We start from the raw sequence: 18,758 nt of genomic DNA on the forward strand, positions 1-18,758 counted from the left end.
GCGTCATTTCGGTGCCGCGCGGCAACCACGCCGCTCTAGGAGTGACGCGGACATCAGCTCCGGCACGTCATACCAGCCGAGTGATCCACCGCGTCCGCATTGCTGTCGGCGGCCCCGGATGAGGTTAGTTGCTCGGCGTCGGAAACGGCCGACTATTTGACGGCGCCGCCCGTGATGCCGCTGATGAATCGGTCCAAAAAGAGATTATAGGCGATCGCCACCGGGACGCTGGAAATAAGCGCCGCCCCCATCAATTCGCCCCAATAAAAAATATCTCCGCGGATCAAATCTGTCGCGACTCCCAAAGTAACGGGCTTCTCGCTGGAAGAGGAGATGAAGGTCAGCGCGTACACGAACTCTTGCACCGTCAGCGTGAACGCGAAGATCACCACGGTCAGAATGGCAGGCACCGAAAGAGGGAGGACCGTTTTCACGAATGCCCCCACGACAGTGCAGCCGTCGACGATTGCGGCCTCCTCGATCTCCCGCGGCACCGACTTGAAGAAGCCCATAAGCAGCCAGGTGCAGAACGGGATGGTGAAAGTGGGATAGACGACGACAAGAGCCCACATGCTGTCCTGCAATCCGAGCAGCGTAACCACTCGCGCGAGAGGCAGGAACAGAAGCGTCGGCGGCACTAAATAGGTCAGGAAAATGCCGATGCTCAGATTTTCACCGCTACGGCCCGGCATGCGCGCTAGTCCATAGCCGGCCGGCAGGGCCACGAGAAGAGTGATAGCCACGACACAAAGCCCGATAAGGGCGGAGTTGGACAGCCACTGCACGAACAGCGTGTCTTCAAACAAATACTTGAGATGCTCGACCGTAGGCGGCGCGTTGAACCAATAAGGGATGGACTTGAGATTGTAGAGGTCGCCGTCCGTCTTGAAGGTGGTAATCAGCATCCAATAGAAGGGAAACGCGGCGAATACAACCAAAGTAACCACCGCGCCATAAAACGAACCCTGCCCAACTATTTTTCCGGCAAGGCGCGGCATGTCAAATCTCCCGCCGCCGCAGCGACCGCAAGAGCAGGATCACTGCGACCAGGAGGAAGGGGAACAGGAACAGACAAATGGCCGCTCCGTGAGCGACATCGCCCGAGAGGATGCCCACCTGAAACGCAAGCGTGCCGAGCACCTGCGTGCTATTGATCGGTCCGCCCTTCGTCAGCAAATAGACGACGCTGAGATCCGTGAAGGTGAACACGGTGCCAAAGATCAGAGCGATCATGATGATCGGGGCGATGATTGGCAGGATGATTTGATAGTTGCGGCGCCAGAAGCCCGCACCGTCGATCGTGGCGGCATCGAGCACATCCTGCGGCACCGACGTAAATCCGGCAAGGAAGATCACGACGCCGAAAGGAAACAATCGCCACGCATGCACGGTCGCCACGGCAATCATCGCCAAATCCTCTTGCCCCAGCCATTGTGGCCGGTGTGCCGGATCGATCAATCCTGCCGCCACCAGCGTCCAGTTGATGACGCTATAGAGCGAGTCGAACATCCACACCCAGGCCAGCGTCGCCAGTGACACCGGTACTGCCCAGGGCAGAACGATAAGCGCACGTGCAAGCCCGCGCCCCGGGAACTTTTGCAAGAGGAGCATGGCGCCGATCTTGCCCAGCAGCAGGCCGATGATTTGGGAACTGATCGTGAAGATGAGAGTATTGGCCAGCGTCCGCCGGAAGATCTCGCTGTCGATTACCTCACGGAAGTTCCTCAACCCGACAAACGTCCAGCTCGGATTGAAGATGCTGTAGGCGCTGACGCTGTAATACAGGGCAAGCAGGAATGGCAGTCCGACGAGCACGACGACATAAAGGATCGCGGGGATGATGAACAGCGGCCCCAGCACCTCGAGCCGATCGAACGCGGCAAACCGCGATCGTGTCGGTCGACGGGGCGCGGTTGCCTCGGCGATCGCGCTCATCGAGCTTGCTCCTTGGGGCTCACGGTACACCGACCGTCCCGGTCGAAATAGCGCAGCTCGGCTTCCCGAACGGCAAATTTGTGCCATCCACCTGCGCGGATACCCGACAACGGAACGTGGGCGGGCAGCTTCGCCGTGACTTCGCGCTTCGCCTGGAAGCCATCCAGTGCGCCGTACAAGATGCGCTCCGATCCGAGATACTCCATGCGATCGATGCGGAAGGACAGCTCGGAGAGAGCGGCTCCGTCGAGCATTTCCCGCGGCAGGAAATGCTCTGGCCGAAAACCCAAGAGTCCATCGTTATGTTCGACCAAGTTCATGGGCGGGGTCCCGAGGAAACCCGCGACAAAATCGTCAGCGGGATGGTCGTAAATCTCGCTTGGAGTTCCGACTTGTCGGAGCTTGCCATGGTCGATAACCGCGATGCGATCGCCCATGCCCATGGCCTCGACCTGGTCGTGCGTGACGTAAATGGTGGTCGTTCCCACCTTCTGCTGGAACTGCTTCAGCTCACTGCGCGCGCTTGCCCGTAGCTTCGCGTCGAGATTGGACAGCGGTTCATCCAGCAGGAACACGGTTGGATTGCGTACGAGCGCGCGGGCCAGCGCCACGCGCTGGCGCTCGCCTCCCGAAAGCTGGCGGGGACGCCGGTGAAGCAGATGGTCGATGCCGAGCAGGCCGGCGGCCCAATCGACCTTGCGCTTGATCTCGGGCCGTGGCGTACCCTGCGTCCTCAGCGGAAATGCAATGTTGTTGGCGACAGTCAGGTGCGGATAGAGGCCGTAGCTCTGAAACACCATTGCGACCCCACGCGCGCGCGGCGTGATGTCATTGACGATTTCGTCGTTGATCAGGACGTCGCCGGACGTTTGCCGCTCAAGACCGGCGATGATCCTCAGGAAGGTAGTCTTGCCGCATCCCGATGGACCGAGCAGTACCTGAAACTCGCCGTCGCGGACCGATAAGCTCACGCCATCGACGGCAGCGACATCACCGAAATCCTTCCTGATTTCTTTGGTAACCACCGCGGCCATCTCGACTTCCTCCTTGCCTTGGGCAGGGAGCGCCTAAAGCTGCCCTCAGCGGCCGGCAGGCTGCAATTGCCTTGCCCGATCGATACCAACGTTCGCCAGCATAGAAGCCCTGACGTTTCGCGAGGCGAGCAGCTCTATCCGCCCGCCCCGCTGTTGGGTTCACAATATCTCCGACCACTTCTTGTAGATCAGCTCGATCTCTTTCTGCGCCCAGGCGACCGCTTCCTCTGGCGTCGCTTTGTCGGTTGCGGCCTTGGCCATCATGTCGACGACGATGAAATTGTCCGCGACCTCGTCCGAGGCCGGTCCGGCCGGTCCCGGATAGCCATAAGTAGCGTGCCACTCATTGGCGGTCTCCAGCACCTGCAGCTTGTCGGCGGGGTGCGAGGTTGGGTCGTTCGACAAGATCGGCATGGGCTTGGGCACGATGTTCTCGAACAGCGGATGATTGTAGCCCGTGCTCGCTTCGAAGGAGGCCACCCAATTGTCAGTCCAGTAGCGCAGGAACTCGATTGCCGTGTCCTTGTTGCGCGCGAAACGCCAGACCACGTAGGAGTTGGGCGCCCCACACGCCAACCTGCGAACAGGGCCGGTCGGCGTCTTCCAGACGGAGATCTTGTCGGCCAATTCGGGGTTGGCCTTCTGTATCGACCGGTATGCGGAGATCGGGTTGTGAATCCATGATCCTCGACCGGATGCGAGATATCGGTTGTTGCTGGCATCGTCCCAGGACAGGACTTCCGGCTCCATGGCGTCTCTATAGAGGGCGCGAACCAGCTTCACGACCTCGAGCGTCGCTTTGGAGTTGAGGGTGACGCGCTTGCCCGTCTCGTCGCATTCAGACGCGCCATAGCTCCACAGCATGCTGCGGTAGGAAAGGTTCGGGTCGACGGAGTGCCCAAGCCCGATCCCAACCGGGGAGCCCTTCGCCTTCAGCTTGGTCCCACCGACGCGGATATCTTCCCAGGTATCGGGTTTCATCCCGATCTCGTCCCACAGGTCCTTCCGGTAAAGGCCGGGAAACCGGATGTAGTAGGCTGGAAGGGCGCTCCAGACCTTCGTACCCTCGTTGTACGCAATCTGGCGACCGATCTGCTGGACCTTGCCGTGCTTCTTTTCCACCTCGCTGACGAGACTGCTGAGATCGACGACATGTTTTTCGTACAAATGCGGGCCACCCGATCCATTGAAGGCAAAAATGTCATGTCCGGCTCCCGCAGCAACCTCGGCCGCGGCGCGCGCCGGCAGCTCCAGATGCGGGATGTGATCAACGGTTACGGTGACGCCGTTATTCTTGCCCCACGCCGTTGCGAAACTATCGAACCATTTATCGTACTGAGGCACGAAATGGCTCCACTGAAGGATCTTTAGCGTCCTGGTCTGTGCAAGAGCGGTAGACACAAACGGCATCGAAGCCGCCGGCGCCAGGCCCGCCGCTCCGGCCGCGGCGCCCACCTGTTTCAAAAACCCGCGTCGTGTGACGGCGGATGTGGAAATTTCTCGTTCTGGCCGCATGTGTGTCTCCTCCTGACAGTCGTTGCCTTGACCGACCACATTGCGTGGTGGCGCTCTTTTTCAGGCTGGCGCTGAAAAAGGCCTTAGCCTGGTTCCTCGACTGCAGTGGGCGCGTATGAAAGAGCCCCGCCCCCTAGGTCGGCAGGCGCGCTCCAAAACTGACCTCCTGGTTGGTTCGGCCACCAGCTGGTCCAAAGATGGTTATTCGGGCCGCGGTAGAATGCATCGCTACCCTCCGGCCACCAGCAATGGCAGTTGGTTCTGACGGATAGCTCAACCCGCCTAAGTGAGGTCACCGGGCGGTGAATATGATACTCCCTCTTCTGCACAGCCACAAAACAAAAAGGAATGGCCGACGTGCAGAGACATTCCGCCACGCGAGGTTGCTGCACCGCGGCCAACGCGCGATGCGCGCCTCTGGGGCGACCGAGGCAGGAGCACCGAAGCCCGCGATCACCTCGCTCCAATCTACGGCTGGTTCACCGAGGGTCTTCGGCACACTCGACTTGAAGGAGGCCAATATCTTACTCAACGCGCTGGCGCCATGAGAACGCTTATGGCCGCGAGGCCCGGTAAGGAAACGTCGACTCTTGGCACTTCGGGACATGTCCGGGTGCTCATAAATGTCCGTGGATTGGAGTAGGTAGGAAATCAGCGGCCCACGTCGAAATCGGCGTTACTTGACGCTTACCGGATATCTGGCTCGATTAGCACTTGATACGGGATGTGAGCCATGTCTCACGCGTCCGCCAGTCGAAAAGTGCTAGTCTTGAAAGACTGCGCAAGGCCCGGTTCTTACGAACACATGCGACGGCGGCAATTCGTCAAGCTGTTGGAAGGAGCGGTAACCGTTTGGCCGCTCGCTATATGCAGTCGGAGGAACAGCGATGCAATTGCGGGTCTTTGGGCGTACGGGGATGCAGCTCTCGGTGCTGGGCTTCGGCTGCGGCGCAGTGGGCGGGCTTATGGTACGCGGCGATCCTGCCGAGCAGGAGCGTACCATCGCGCGGGCGATCGCCGCTGGCGTGAACTACTTCGACACCGCGGTGCAGTACGGCAATGGAGAATCGGAAAAGAACCTTGGCAGCGTCCTGCAAAGGCTGAAACCAGCTAACGCGGCGGTTGGCACCAAAGTCCGGTTGCTGCCCAGCGAGTTCGGTCGCATTGCCGACGCCGTAACGATGTCGCTCGAAGGTAGTCTGGAACGACTACGTCTTGACCAGGTCGACATCTTTCACTTGCACAATCCGATTACCGAGACAGGAGGTGGATTGGCGCTGAGCGTCCGACAGGTGCTCGGCGACGTAGTACCAGCGTTCGAGCGCCTGCGTCAGCAGGGGAAGACTCGTTTCCTCGGGATTACGGCAGTAGGCGACACCGCGGCACTGCATCAAGTGATCGATTCACGCGCCTTCGACAGCGCGCAAGTCGTCTACAACATGCTCAACCCATCTGCCGCCGAGGAATTGCCGACGAACTATCCGGCCCAAGACTACGGACGATTATTCGACCACACCAAGGCGGCCGGCGTTGGAGTAGTGGGTATCCGCGTGCTTGCCGGCGGCGCATTATCGGGCTCAGCCGAGCGTCACCCGATCGCAGGTCCGGCGCCCGAGCCGATTGGTTCTGCTATGAGCTACGATGCCGACGTCGATCGCGCACGCCGTCTAGTCCCGCTGGTCAAGGAAGGGTTCGCCACCAGCCTGACCGAAGCCGCCACGCGGTTTGCGCTGTCGCACCCGGCGATGGGCACCACCTTAGTTGGCATAGCGACGCTGCAGCAGTTCGAGGACGCACTCGCGGCGGTTCAAAAAGGCCCACTACCGCGAGCTGCATTCGACCGGCTATCAGCGCTGTGGCAGGAATTCTCTGGCGAACCACGATGATTGCCCAGGTTGCTCATACACGATTGCAGCTAGAAATCTGCTGCTACCGCCTCCAATTTAGGAAGCGATGACTTCCGAGTTTGGCCCATCGCGTCATTTCGGCGCCGCGCAGCAACCACGTCGCTTCAGGAGTGAAGCGGACATCAACTCCGGCACGTCATGCTGCCGGGACTATCGGTCGACCGCCTAGCCGCCCTGGCGCAACCGCGCCAGCACCTTGAGCCCGCCGTAGCCGTCGGCGGGCAGCAGGCCCATCTTGGTCTGATAGTCCTTGACCGCCTTCATGGTGTCGTTGCCGACGCGGCCGTCATTGCCGCCGGTGTCGAAGCCGGCCTTGGTCAGGCGGGTCTGCATCTCCTGCACCTCGGCCAGCGTCAGCGCGCGCTCCGAGCCGGGGAAGGGCTGGATGAAGGGCGGTCCGCCGAGGCAGCGGTCACCGAGATGGCAGATCGCCAGCGCATAGTTCATCGACGGGTTGTAGCTCTTTACCGAATAGAAATTCGGCCCGAGCAGAAACGCCGGACCGCCGGCAACGGGAATCCAGAGTTGCGCCGACGCATTCGGCTGCGGGAAGGGTTGGCCGTCGGCGCGGGTGACGCCGGCGCTGGCCCACGCGGCATAGGTGCGGCTGCCGCTGGCGCCGCCGCCGGGCGCGCGGACTTCGTAACCCCAATGCTCGCCACGGTGCCACTTGCCGCGATTGACCAGGTATTTCGCCGTCGAGCCCAGCGCGTCGTCAGGCCGGCCGAACGGGGAGACCTTGCCGTCGCCGTCATAGTCGAAGCCGACATTGAGCCAGACTTCCGGCATCCACTGCGAATGGCCCATGGCGCCGGCCCAGGAGCCGTTCATCTCTTCCGGCGTGCTCCAGCCGCGCTGCACGATCTTCATCGCGTTGATCAGCTCGGTCTCCCAATAGGCCTTGCGGCGCGGCTCGTTCCAGGCGAGCGCCGCAAGCGACGGGAACACCGGCGTCATGTGGTTCTGCTGCACCAGCGGATCGCCATAGGCTGACTCGACGCCCCACAGCGCGAGCAGCGTGCCCCGTTCGACGCCGAAGTCGCGCTCGATCCGGGCGAACAGCGCCTCGTTCTTTTTCAGCGCCTCGCGGCCGTGGATGACGCGCCAGTCCGAGACGCGGCGATTGATGTACTGCCAGATCTGCTCGTGGAATTCCGGCTGATTGCGCATCTGCCGGAACACGCTCATGTCGGGCTCGACCCGCGCCATGCAGCGATTCCAGGTCGCCTCAGTGATGCCTCTTGCGAGCGCACGGGCGCGGAAATTGTCGCGCCATTGGTCGAAGCCGGCAGGTGCCGCCAACGCCGCGAGCGGATTGACGAGCACGGCGCCGGCTGCGGCCCCCGCTTTCAGCAGGACGCGGCGGGCAGGGGATTTCAGGGAATCAGGCTGTTTCATGCCGCCAGTCTAGCGGCGCCGATCGTGTGGGCCAAAGCCATGACGCCGCGGGAATTAGCTATCCTGCAAATCTGTGGCGATTTTTGACAACCAGCGCCGGACCACGAGTTCCGCCCTAGGGGGCAGGCCATGGGCGAGGCGACGCTCGTGCGCATGGGCGATGCGGCGGCATTTGTCGAGCAGCGTGGTTCCGCGTCGGGTCAGCGTCCACTGCAACACCCGGCCGTGGACGGGGTGCGGGGATTTGCGGATCGCGCCGTCACGCTCGAGGTTGCGGATGATCACGCCGACCGTCTGCGGCGTCAGGATCGCAACCCGCGCCAGATCCGCGCCGGAGAGGCCGGGATAGGCCCTCAGCATCGTCAGGACGACGAATTGCGGCGTGGTCACGCCGAGGCCAGCGAGCGCGCGCTCCAACGAAAGCCGCGCTGCGGCCTGGGCCTGGCGGAGCAGGTAGGCGAGGTAGCCCTGCTCGCCACGCTTGCCGCGGCCGGGTGGCGGCGGGACCGAGAGCGCGAGGACAGGATCCTCCGCGGACGATCTTTGACGGCTTGCCGACTTCGTCCCGGTTCGGCTCTTCGCAAGGCGTTTTTTTGCGGCAGCGGATTTCCGGCGTTTTCGCATTCCGGCCATGCCGCTCAATTCCGTCTTCGCCGAGGTCCGTGTCTTGCTCATGTATCAGTGCTCTTATAACGTATCAGGACTCTGATAACATGAGGGCAGGCCAATGTCACACGCTCGCAAGGAATACGTTGATTTCGAGAAGCTCGCGCCGGATGTGTTCGCCGCCGTACGCTCGCTCGGCCAGTTCGCGGCGAAGGCCGGCCTCGACAAGCAGCTGATCGAGCTCGTCAAGCTGCGGGCCTCGCAAATCAACGGCTGCGCCTTTTGCGTGCAGTATCACATCCTGCTGGGCGAGAGCCTCGGCGTTCCCGTCGACAAGCTGAACCTCGTCGTTGTGTGGCGCGAGGCGCCGCAGTTTTCTGCGCGCGAGCGTGCAGCGCTGGCCTGGACCGAAGCGCTGACGACGCTGCCGAACGGCGTCAGCGACGACGTCTATGCGCAGGCGACCGCGGAGTTCTCCGAGGTGGAGCTCACCTATCTGACCTCGGCAGTCGCATCGATCAATGTCTGGAACCGGTTCGGCGCCGCCTATCGCTGGACGCCGCCGGCGCGGAAAACGACGGCGGCGGACGCGGCTGCATCGTGAATCGGCTCGTCGGATCGACTGAACAACAGGATTGAAGGGGAGAAGATCGATGACGTCGATGACAATGCCACTGTCCGTTCCACCGCTGCGGCCGGCCTCGCTTGCAGTCGTTGCCGGGCTCGCTTGCGCGTTGGTGATTGGCAGATCATTGCCGCTCAACATGGATGCGATCGCCACGGCCATCATGCCGCTGTGCGCCGCCGCCAATGCGGAGGGCTCGGCGCTCGACAAGGTCGAGCTGATCACCTCGCACGCGCTGCCGAACGTGCCCGGCAAGCGCGTCACGATCGTCCGCGTGACCTATGGCCCCGGCGGCTTCTCGCGTCCGCACCGCCACGCCGGTTCGGTGACGGCCTATGTCACCAGGGGCGAGATCCGCTCGCAGCTTGGCGGCGGGCCGGTCGAGACGTTCAAGGTCGGCCAATCCTTCTTCGAGCCGCCCGGCTCGACGCATCTGGTCTCGGCCAATGCGAGCACGACGGAGCCGGCGGAATTGGTCGCCGTGTTCGTCGCCGACGAGGGCGCACAACTCACGACGTATCTCGAGTAGCGATTGACGCTCGCCTGCGCCGACGAATCCGCGCGGAGGCCTTTCGCCGCCGTTTCACACTCTGCTGGATCATGCTCTAAGTCGGCTTGGCGAAAGAGGATGTGATCGCTGGCAGGAGGCGCTCGATGCGGTTGATGGTGGTTCTGTTCATGCTCCTTGCTCCAGCCCTGGCTTGGGCAGAGGAGCCCGCAACGACATCGGCTGCTCTGTGGGGCAGCCCGACGGTCAACGGTGGCGCCTGCTGCAAGACGCTCGCGGAGGTGCGGAGCAATATCGACCGGCTCGATCGTGAGATCGTGCGTCTGATGGCCGAGCGCGGCCGCTACGTTCACGAAGCCGCGCGTTTCAAGGCCAATCCGGCGCAGGTCGAAGCGCCGGAGCGGGCCGAGGCGGTGGTCAAGAAGGCGATGGCGCTGGCCGAACAGGATGGGCTGTCGCCGAAGGTCGCGGAAGCCGCCTATCGCGCGATGGTGCGCGCCTTCATCGATTACGAGCAGGACATCTTCGCGGCCGCCGCGGCGCGCGGTGATGCGCCCTGGAAGAAATAGCCGGAAGTGCGGTCGAAACGGCGGAATGGCGCCGAGTATCACCAAGGCGCTTTAGTTGCCGCCACCTTCCTGCCTGTCGATGCGACGCGTCACGTCGTCGGGCAGGACGTGGGCCACGGCGGCGGCCGGTCCGGCATCCGGTCCAATCTCGCGGCCGCGGCCGCGTATCCGCCGTTCATAGGCTGACACCAGTGTGGTGTAGGGATTGACCCAGAGCCAGCCGTCGCGCGTGAACACCTGTACGTCGAAATGCAGGTGCCGCGACGTGCCGTTGGGGTGGTCGAGATAGTTCGAGACGACACCGATGTTCTCGCCTTCGGCGACGCGGCGGCCGTTGAGCAGGCCATCGGCATCCATGGCCGACGGGTTCATATGCATGTAGCGAAAGCGGACGTGCTCGGTCTCGGTGTTGACCTGCAGGGTCGCCGACTGCTGCTGCGGCGCGCGGATCACGATGCTGTCGCGCACGGCGATGACGGCCTGCTGCTTGGGGTCGCAACCGCTGTTGCCGTCGGCCGGGCATCGCGCGGGCCTGAGGTCCTGGCCTTGATGACCGTAACCGCTGTCGCACTGTCCGACCTCGAAGCTGCGTGCCTCGCAGAAATTGTCCTGCCAGGGATACTCGTCGGCGCGCCCGTCGGATTTACGCGTGGCGAAGGATTGCGAATGGGCGAAGGCTGGCACCTTCGCGAGCGGAAAGCGGATCTGCGAGTAGACGGTGAGGTCGGCGTGGCCGCCCTGCTTGCGTCCGCCGCTGTTGGCGGCGATGTCGCCGCTCGATCGGTAGGTGAAGTCGGACGCTGTCGTCGCAGGCCGTTCGGCGACGCTGGCGGCGATGTCGCTGCGCGGCCGCGACGGCTGGCCACCGGCGACGCGCAACGCCCTGAGGAACCGTTCAGCCACCGGATAGGCCTCGCGGCAGGCCAGCCGCCTCGGCCGCGGCACACTGTCGAGGCACTGGATCGACACCACATAGGGGATGCCGAAGCGGGTGAAGGCGTAGCGCAGATAGCCTTCGCGGATGAAACGGCGCAGGTCCGGGAACTGGCTCGCGAGCGCCTTGACGGGCTCGCCCTTGCCGCCGAGGCGGTCGGCGAGGTCGTAGACCAGGATCGAACCCGTGATCTGCACCTCGACCGGCCGGGCAAAGGTCCGCTGCGGCATGCCGTCGCCGGCACCTGATACGAGCGAGAACACCGCGTCATAGCCGGACGCGCCGGCGTGGAAGACATCGGCCGCGCGGAAGTCCGCCTGAAAGCGCTGTAGCGACAGGCCGTCCGGAGCACCGTGCTGCCGCGCGTCGAGATAGGCCGCAGTGTCGAACGGCAGCAGCACGGGAATCGGGCTGCTGACGATGCCCGGGAAGATCGGCGCCGTCACCGCGTTCAATTGCACCAGCGCTGGCGTCGCGCGCGGATCGGATCCTGCGACACGGCGCTGGCTGGCGAAGCTGAAATTGGCGGCAACGGCCGGCTGGGTGCCGATCTCCTGCCGGAGCTGGTCGAGCGCTGCGCGCCACTCGACCCGCATCGCCGAGATCGATGGTGTCCTGAACTCGTCGGCGGAGGCACCGGGCAGGGGCAAGAGCAGCGCTGCCAGCCAGCAAATGGTGAAGCTGACAGTTGTCCTGCTCAAGGCACCCCTCGACTCATGCGCGACCGCCAGAAAGACTAGCGTCTAGTCCTTGGCTCTTTCAACGTAGGAGCCGTCTTCGGTCATGACAACGATGCGCGTGCCGGTGGTGATGTGCGGCGGCACGCCGGTGCGCAGGCCGTTGGAGAGCACGGCGGGCTTGTAGGATGAGGAGGCGGTCTGGCCCTTCGTGACCGGCTCGGTTTCCACCACTTCCAGCGTCACGCGCTGGGGCAGCTGGATCGCGACCGGATTTCCTTCATGAAGCGAGAGCTTCACGGTCATGTTTTCCTGCAGGTAGGGCGCCGACGTTCCAACGATCTCCTTGGAGACCTGGACCTGGTCGTAGTTCTCGTTGTTCATGAAGTGGAAGCCGTCGCCGTCTTCATAAAGATAGTTGAAGTTGTGGTCTTCGACGGTGGCCTTCTCGACCTGGTCGGTGGTCTTGTAGCGCTCCGAGACCTTCACGCCGTCGCCAATGCGACGCATTTCGATCTGGCTGACCGGGGTGCCCTTGCCGGGGTGAATGTTTTCGGCGGACAAGACCACATAGAGCCGGCCGTCCTGCTCGATGACATTGCCCTTGCGGATGGAACTGGCGATGACTTTCAAAGGTGTTTTCCTGAATTTGGCGGCCGGGGACGCAAACCGGATGGGAGCCCGTCGGCCATGGCGGCGATTTCGGGCTGCAACATACTGATTTGTCCCTGAGATGCCAGCCTTTTGCGGCCGGTTTTGCCAGGTTGCCAACCACCTGAATGGCGGGTCGGCGAACCCCTATTTCCGACCGGGTTCTGGAGTTTTGACTGCCTTCGGGCGTGGCCGGCAGGGCAGCCCAACAGCAGCTGAAATCCGGGTCCTCGCAATCGGCCGAACATGCGCTTATCCCGTTGATGAGTCTCCATGGGACGTACGGCCGGCCGGGTTCAGCTCGATGGACAAGGCCGGCGTCTTTCGACATGAAGGGGCGGACGTCGGCGTGCCGCCGTAAGATGAATGTTGTGCCGACTATCTATTGTTTTGATATCAATGACTTGTGTCGGCTTTTTAAGCAGGCGAATCGACTCGCTGATGTCGATTCTGTGCTGATGTCGATTCTGTGGAGACGGAGATGACGGAATGACCGGGCAGGACCAGCCATCGCCGTGGTGGAGACCGGCCCGCTATGCCGACCGGCGGCCATTCCTGCAAGCGCGGAGCGCGATCACCAGGGCGCTCAGGGACTGGTTTGAAGAACAGGGGTTTGCGGAGGTCGAAACCGGGGTTTTGCAGGTCTCGCCCGGAAACGAGACGCATCTGCATGCCCCACGCACCGAACTAATCCGTGCCGACGGCTCGCAGGTCACACGTTATTTGCGCACCTCGCCGGAATTCGCTTGCAAGAAGCTGCTCGCGGCAGGCGAGCCGAGAATCTACGAGTTCGCCCGTGTGTTCCGCGACCGCGAACGCGGCGATCTTCATCTGCCCGAGTTCACCATGCTGGAATGGTACCGCGCCGATGCGGGCTATGACGCCATCATGGCCGACACCATCGTCGTGATTGCCCACGCCGCGCAGGCGACCGGGATCGGGACGTTCGCGTTCCGCGGCAGAACGGCCGATCCCTTCGCCGAGCCGGAGCTCTTGACCGTCGCTGGCGCCTTCACACGCTTCGCCGGGATCGACCTCCTGTCCACGATCGTCGACGGCGAGGGCGATCGCGCGGCGCTGGCGGCTGCCGCCGGCGCGCGCGTGCGGGTCACCGACGACGACACCTGGTCCGATATCTTCAGCAAGGTGCTGGTCGAGCATGTCGAGCCCGATCTGGGACAGGGCCGCCTCACCGTGCTGTTCGAATACCCGGCGCCGGAAGCGGCGCTGGCGCGGACCAAGGCCGGCGACCCGCGCGTCGCCGAGCGTTTCGAGGTCTATGCCTGCGGCGTCGAGCTCGCCAACGGCTTTGGCGAGTTGACCGATGCCGGCGAGCAGCGCCATCGTTTCACCGCAGCGATGGATGAGAAGGCCCGCCGTTACGGCGAGCGCTATCCGCTGGACGAGGATTTCCTGGCCGCGGTTGGCCAGATGCCGGAGGCAAGCGGTGTCGCGCTTGGCTTCGACCGGCTGGTGATGCTCGCAACCGGCGCGCCCCGGATTGACCAGGTGGTGTGGACACCGCCTGCAGGAGAACCATGAACAGGATCGATCCCAAGTTGGCGGCCACCTTGCGCAGGCCGAGCGAACTGGTCGAGGCCGGTCTGGCGCCGGCCGCGGCGCTCGCTGGGCTGGAGAAGGTCGCCGCGCGTTACGCGGTTGCGGTCACGCCCGCCATCGCCGCGCTGATCGATGCAGCCGATCCCAACGATCCGATCGGGCGGCAGTTCATCCCAAGCGTCGACGAGCTCGTGGAGCAGCCCGGTGAAAACGCCGACCCGATCGGCGACGATGCCCATTCTCCGGTGCCCGGAATCGTGCACCGCTATTCCGACCGGGTGCTGTTCAAGCTGGTCCATGTCTGCGCGGTGTATTGCCGGTTCTGCTTCCGCCGCGAAATGGTCGGACCGGGCAAGGCGACGGCGTTGTCCGACGAGGCCTATCGCACGGCGCTGGACTACATCCGCAGCCATTCCGAGGTCTGGGAAGTGATCCTGACCGGCGGCGATCCCTTGATGCTGTCGCCGCGCAGGCTGTCGGAGATCATGGCCGATCTGGCGCGGATCGATCACGTCAAGATCATCCGCATCCATACCCGCGTACCCATCGCCGATCCGGGGCGGATCGATGACGACATGATCGCGGCGCTGCGGGTGGGGGACGCGACCACCTGGATCGCGATCCATGCCAATCATCCGCGTGAATTGACCGGGAATGCCCGCGCGGCCTGTGCGCGCCTTGCCGACGCCGGCATACCCCTGGTGAGCCAGTCGGTGTTGCTGCGCGGCGTCAACGACGACGCGGCCACGCTGGAAGCATTGATGCGGGCGTTCGTCGAATGCCGCATCAAGCCATATTATCTCCACCACGGCGATCTCGCGCCGGGCACCGCGCATCTGCGCACCTCGATCGAGGCGGGCCAGGACCTGATGCGCGCTCTGCGCGGCCGGGTCTCCGGCCTGTGCCAGCCGGACTACGTGCTCGACATCCCCGGCGGTTACGGCAAGGCGCCGATCGGGCCGAATTATTTGTCGCAGCCGGCTTCGCTTGACGGTGAAGGTTTGCCGGAACAGCAGTATCGTGTCGTCGACTATTGCGGGGACGTTCACCTCTATCCGCCGAAATCGTGAGCCGGCGATGGGCGGGGCCGGGGACGGACGACAGGAGCCACCCGATGACGAGGGCAATCGGACCGTCGAAAATGCTGTGATGCTCGGCTTCTTTGTGGTGCTGGTGGCTGCGGGAATCTGGCTACTTGGCACCATGGCCGATATACGGAAGGTTCAGGATTGTGCGGCGCAGGGGCGTCGCAACTGCGCTACCATCGATGTTCCGGAACGGACGCGATAAAAAGGGCTGAGAGGCGGGAGACGCAAGATGCGGAAAGCAGTTTTGTTGATGGCGTTCATGGTTGCGGTCGGCGCGCCCGAGGCGTTGGCGCAGGGCGGATCGTCGAATGCCCCGAAGAACTCGGACAAGCCGGTCATCCAGGCGCCGGTCGGCCACCGGCAGCCACGTGCCAGCGACGTGCCGAGCGAAAGGAATCTGAGCGACCCGAACACGCCGGCGAACAAGGAAGACGCCGCGCTCGACAAGAAGATCAAGAGCATCTGCCGCGGCTGCTAGCCCGTGCAGAAAGCCGACGGAGCGCGCTCTCGCGCGCCCCGTCGCTCCGCGCTCAACCGTGCAGCATCAGGCCGAGCGTTCCCGCAGACCGGCGCGACGTGTCGCGCGCCGCGCTTCGACGGAGGCAGCCAGCTCCCTCAGCACGTCGGCCGTGGTTGCCCAATCGATGCAGCCGTCGGTGATGCTCTGGCCGTAGGTCAGCGCCGTGCCGGGGACGACATCCTGGCGTCCGGCAACCAGATTGCTCTCGATCATCAGGCCGACAATGCGCTGTTCGCCGCCCGCGATCTGGCGGGCGATGTCGGTCGCGACCTTTGGCTGGTTCTCCGGCTTCTTGCTTGAGTTGGCGTGGCTGGTGTCGACCATCAGCCGCGGCGCAACGCCGGCACGGCCGAGTTCGGCCGCCGCGGCATCGACGCTCGCAGCGTCATAGTTCGGCACGCGGCCGCCGCGCAGGATGACGTGGCAGTCTTCATTGCCGCTGGTCGCGGCAATCGCGGAACGGCCGCCCTTCGTCACCGCCATGAAATGATGCGGGTGGGAGGCCGACTTCACTGCATCGGCCGCGATCCGCAAATTGCCGTCGGTGCCGTTCTTGAAGCCGACCGGGCAGGACAGTCCCGAGGCCAGCTCGCGATGGATCTGGCTCTCGGTGGTGCGTGCGCCGATCGCTGCCCACGACACGAGGTCGGCGATGTATTGCGGCGTCGTCATATCGAGGAATTCAGTGCCGGCCGGCAGGCCGAGGTTGTTGACCGCAGACAGCACGCTGCGCGCCAGGCGCAGGCCCTTGTTGATGTCGAAACTGCCGTCGAGATCGGGGTCGTTGATCAGCCCCTTCCAGCCGACCGTGGTGCGCGGCTTCTCGAAATAGACGCGCATCACGATCTCGAGGCGGTCGGCAAGCTGTTCGCGCAAGCCGGAGAGGCGCTCGGCGTAATCAACGGCCGCGGCGGGATCGTGGATCGAGCAGGGACCGACAACGACCAGCAGGCGGTCATCGGTTCCGTTGAGGATCGCGTGGATAGCGTTGCGCGCGCCCATCACGACGCGGGTCGCCGTCAGGGTGCGCGGAACTTCCCGCATCACCTCTTCGGGCGTACTCAGCTCCTTCAGTTCCTTGATGCGAAGATCGTCTGTGGTGCTCAACACGGCTGGCTCCTTTAAGGGTGGGACCTGCCGGCACACAAAAAAGCCGCCAGGTCTGGCGGCTTGTTCGGACTTCTGCTGCAATTCTTCAGATTGAGCGCGATCCTCCTGCCGCCAGCAAGCTGTCGTAGCTAAAGTACCAAAAATAGCTGGTGGCGACGGTGATCATGGGCCGGCTCTATAGCCTATCGATTTTGGCTTGTCACCCCATATTCCGACCGGCGCAGGCCGACCGTTATAGGCTGCTGTTGCGCGCTGCGAGCGCCATTCCGATCAAAGTGGCGCCGCCAAACATCAGATTGATGCCGACGAGGAGGCCGATCGCCCACTCCGCCGAGCCCGGCAGGCCCGCGATGATGAAGAAGGCGACCACGATATCCATCAGGCCGGCAACCAGGAGCCACGACCAGCGCCCCGACAATTCGCGACGGTGTTCGAGCGCGTACATGATTGTGGCGACGCCTTCGGCGAGGAAATAGGCGCCGACCACAATGGTCAGCGTCAGCACGCCCTGCACCGGGCGCGCCAGCAGCACGAGGCCGGCAACGACGGCGAGCGCGGCCGAGATCAGCGACCACCAGAAGCCCGGCATGTTGCGCGCCCAGAACGTCACGATCAGCCCGCCAATGCCGCTGATCAGGAACATCCAGCCGAGGAAGATGGTGACGGCGAGGCCGGCGAATGTCGGCAACGTCATCGCCGCGATGCCGAGGATCACGAGCAGGATGCCTTCGAACAGGAAGGCCTTCCAGTGCTCCCTGACCGCGGCGCTCATCTCCGATTTCAGCCTGTCGAGATCGTTGGAAAGGCTCATCGCGGCTCTCCCGGTGCACGGCGTCGGACGTATCCTGGCCCTTGGTATCCTAGCCCTGGCCGGGTGCCGACGGAAAGCCCTCCGCCGACGCCCGCATCCGGTTGCGACCGAGAACATAGACCGCGGTCGTCGCGATCAGCAGCGCGAGGCCGACCAGGATCGACGTGAAGCCGATCGGCACCAGGATGAACGATGCGTTGCGCTCGGGATTGACGTACCAGTGATGGATCGAGGTGAGCAGGAAGGAGACGCCGGCAAAGCCTGCGCCGCCGCCGATCAGCAACAGCGCCCACATCCGGCGCAGCTGGCCGAGCCGCTCGCGCGCAAGCTCGGTGCGCGGCGCGTGATGTTTGCCAACCCGCCGCACCAGCCGCACCGCGAAGCCGATCGATGAGAATCCGATCAGTACGCTCGCGGTCCCGAGCAGCAGCCGCGTCGTCGACCCGAGGTCAGGAATGCGCTGAAGCGAGAGCAGCGGAAAATCGAATGCCGCATGCAGTGCGATCGGCGCGAACAGCACCAGCGCCCAGCTCGAGATGCGCTGCCAGTCGCGGTTGCGCCGATGCGCGCCGAGCGCGCCGCCGGATCGAGCAATCGCAAGATAGGCGCCGGCGACGATACCGAGCGCACCGTGAAACGGCACGGTCAGGACGCTGCGCAGCGCGGCCAAGGCGCGCCACATATCCTTGTGTTGCACGAGATAGGCGAGGTTCTCGTAGGCGGCAAAGCCGAGTCCCGCGGCCGCGCCATAGACCACGGTGTCCATCGGGTTGGCGAAGGCGCGGCGCCGTGCCGACACCGCCACGATGACCAGGACCTTGACGATCTCTTCGGGCGCGGCAACGCCGAACACCGCGCGAATGGCCTGCGTCGTCCAGGGATTCCCGGGAATGGCGAGTAGGGCATTGAACGGCGCCCGCGCGAGCCCGAGCAGCGAGATGCTGGCGGCGCCGAGCACGAAAGCGAGCCACACCTGTACGGCGGGTCCAGGTCGCTCGTCGGCCGCGATGACGAGCCACAACACCAGCAATGCGGGGGCAATGGCGGCGGCGCCGATTACCGTTGGAAGCGACTCAAGCAACAACATGAGCCGGACGGCCCCTTTGATGGCACCAAAGCGATGCGTGCCGAAGAAATGGCAGCAAGTTCAGCGGATTGCAAATCGGCGACGGCGGTCGGGCCGGCCGGCACGGCTGAATCCCCACCCAGCGCCGTGGCCAATTTGCCACGGTGTCGGCTGAAGCGTGGCCAAACCGTGGTGCATTCGTTGTCACCGGTTCCATCTCTCGTCTAGGTTCCACGCGCTTTCA

Annotated in this window: 18 protein-coding genes; 7 read left to right on the forward strand and 11 right to left on the reverse strand. The window is 63.7% G+C overall.

Translation table 11 applies throughout. The annotated features are described in order from the left end of the window. Positions 1–152 precede the first annotated feature (152 nt). From ACFFWD_RS20440 to ACFFWD_RS20455, 4 genes are all read right to left on the reverse strand, one after another. Entirely contained in the window at positions 153–998 is an 846-nt protein-coding gene (locus tag ACFFWD_RS20440; RefSeq protein ID WP_376968291.1) for a carbohydrate ABC transporter permease, read from the reverse strand. Between the two features lies 1 nt (position 999). After that, positions 1,000–1,815 carry a carbohydrate ABC transporter permease gene (locus ACFFWD_RS20445; RefSeq protein ID WP_376968292.1) on the reverse strand — a complete coding sequence of 272 codons (816 nt, stop codon included), beginning with the start codon at positions 1,813–1,815 and terminating at the stop codon, positions 1,000–1,002. A gap of 116 nt (positions 1,816–1,931) precedes the next feature. Further along, positions 1,932–2,969 carry an ABC transporter ATP-binding protein gene (locus ACFFWD_RS20450; protein ID WP_376968293.1) on the reverse strand — a complete coding sequence of 346 codons (1,038 nt, stop codon included), beginning with the start codon at positions 2,967–2,969 and terminating at the stop codon, positions 1,932–1,934. 159 nt (positions 2,970–3,128) lie between these two features. Then, positions 3,129–4,523, reverse strand: a complete 1,395-nt coding sequence (locus tag ACFFWD_RS20455; RefSeq protein ID WP_376968294.1) for an ABC transporter substrate-binding protein — start codon at positions 4,521–4,523, stop codon at positions 3,129–3,131. Positions 4,524–5,371: 848 nt separating this feature from the next. On the opposite strand from ACFFWD_RS20455, the gene ACFFWD_RS20460 reads away from it, so the two are divergent. Beyond that, entirely contained in the window at positions 5,372–6,370 is a 999-nt protein-coding gene (locus tag ACFFWD_RS20460; RefSeq protein ID WP_376968295.1) for an aldo/keto reductase, read from the forward strand. 186 nt (positions 6,371–6,556) lie between these two features. Here ACFFWD_RS20460 and ACFFWD_RS20465 read toward each other — a convergent pair whose 3' ends face one another. Continuing rightward, positions 6,557–7,789: a lytic murein transglycosylase gene (locus ACFFWD_RS20465; protein WP_376968296.1), complete on the reverse strand. Its 1,233-nt coding sequence runs from the start codon at positions 7,787–7,789 to the stop codon at positions 6,557–6,559. 54 nt (positions 7,790–7,843) lie between these two features. Then, on the reverse strand, positions 7,844–8,422 hold the full coding sequence (locus ACFFWD_RS20470; RefSeq protein WP_376968360.1) for a MarR family winged helix-turn-helix transcriptional regulator: 579 nt from the start codon (positions 8,420–8,422) through the stop codon (positions 7,844–7,846). Between the two features lie 94 nt (positions 8,423–8,516). Between ACFFWD_RS20470 and ACFFWD_RS20475 the strand changes: the two genes are divergently transcribed. From ACFFWD_RS20475 to ACFFWD_RS20485, 3 genes are all read left to right on the forward strand, one after another. Beyond that, positions 8,517–8,999, forward strand: a complete 483-nt coding sequence (locus ACFFWD_RS20475) for a carboxymuconolactone decarboxylase family protein (RefSeq protein WP_376968297.1) — start codon at positions 8,517–8,519, stop codon at positions 8,997–8,999. Between the two features lie 49 nt (positions 9,000–9,048). After that, a complete protein-coding gene (locus ACFFWD_RS20480; RefSeq protein WP_376968298.1) occupies positions 9,049–9,549 on the forward strand; it encodes a cupin domain-containing protein in 501 nt (166 codons plus the stop codon). A 125-nt stretch (positions 9,550–9,674) separates the two neighbouring features. After that, positions 9,675–10,097 carry a chorismate mutase gene (locus ACFFWD_RS20485; RefSeq protein WP_376968299.1) on the forward strand — a complete coding sequence of 141 codons (423 nt, stop codon included), beginning with the start codon at positions 9,675–9,677 and terminating at the stop codon, positions 10,095–10,097. 51 nt (positions 10,098–10,148) lie between these two features. On the opposite strand, the gene ACFFWD_RS20490 is transcribed toward ACFFWD_RS20485, so the two are convergent. Continuing rightward, positions 10,149–11,732 (reverse strand): M23 family peptidase, encoded by a 1,584-nt coding sequence (locus ACFFWD_RS20490; RefSeq protein ID WP_376968300.1) that lies wholly within the window; start codon positions 11,730–11,732, stop codon positions 10,149–10,151. Between the two features lie 42 nt (positions 11,733–11,774). Further along, positions 11,775–12,341 carry an elongation factor P gene (efp, locus tag ACFFWD_RS20495; protein WP_376968301.1) on the reverse strand — a complete coding sequence of 189 codons (567 nt, stop codon included), beginning with the start codon at positions 12,339–12,341 and terminating at the stop codon, positions 11,775–11,777. A gap of 507 nt (positions 12,342–12,848) precedes the next feature. On the opposite strand from efp, the gene epmA reads away from it, so the two are divergent. The 3 genes from epmA to ACFFWD_RS20510 all read left to right on the forward strand — a co-directional run bounded on the left by epmA (position 12,849) and on the right by ACFFWD_RS20510 (position 15,485). Continuing rightward, complete coding sequence (gene epmA / locus ACFFWD_RS20500; protein WP_376968302.1) at positions 12,849–13,901, forward strand: EF-P lysine aminoacylase EpmA; 1,053 nt, start codon at positions 12,849–12,851, stop codon at positions 13,899–13,901. Continuing rightward, positions 13,898–14,989, forward strand: a complete 1,092-nt coding sequence (locus tag ACFFWD_RS20505; protein ID WP_376968303.1) for a lysine-2,3-aminomutase-like protein — start codon at positions 13,898–13,900, stop codon at positions 14,987–14,989. The genes epmA and ACFFWD_RS20505 overlap by 4 nt, the downstream gene beginning before the upstream one ends. A gap of 247 nt (positions 14,990–15,236) precedes the next feature. After that, on the forward strand, positions 15,237–15,485 hold the full coding sequence (locus tag ACFFWD_RS20510; RefSeq protein WP_376968304.1) for a hypothetical protein: 249 nt from the start codon (positions 15,237–15,239) through the stop codon (positions 15,483–15,485). 66 nt (positions 15,486–15,551) lie between these two features. Here ACFFWD_RS20510 and ACFFWD_RS20515 read toward each other — a convergent pair whose 3' ends face one another. The 3 genes from ACFFWD_RS20515 to ACFFWD_RS20525 form a co-directional block, all read right to left on the reverse strand. After that, positions 15,552–16,637: a 3-deoxy-7-phosphoheptulonate synthase gene (locus tag ACFFWD_RS20515; RefSeq protein ID WP_376968305.1), complete on the reverse strand. Its 1,086-nt coding sequence runs from the start codon at positions 16,635–16,637 to the stop codon at positions 15,552–15,554. Between the two features lie 232 nt (positions 16,638–16,869). After that, entirely contained in the window at positions 16,870–17,448 is a 579-nt protein-coding gene (locus tag ACFFWD_RS20520) for an HdeD family acid-resistance protein (protein ID WP_376968306.1), read from the reverse strand. 49 nt (positions 17,449–17,497) lie between these two features. After that, positions 17,498–18,535, reverse strand: coding sequence for a PrsW family glutamic-type intramembrane protease (locus ACFFWD_RS20525; RefSeq protein ID WP_376968307.1), 1,038 nt, complete (start codon positions 18,533–18,535; stop codon positions 17,498–17,500). Positions 18,536–18,758: the final 223 nt, after the last annotated feature.

The organism is Bradyrhizobium erythrophlei (assembly GCF_042430365.1).
Classification (GTDB): Bacteria; Pseudomonadota; Alphaproteobacteria; order Rhizobiales; family Xanthobacteraceae; genus Bradyrhizobium; species Bradyrhizobium erythrophlei.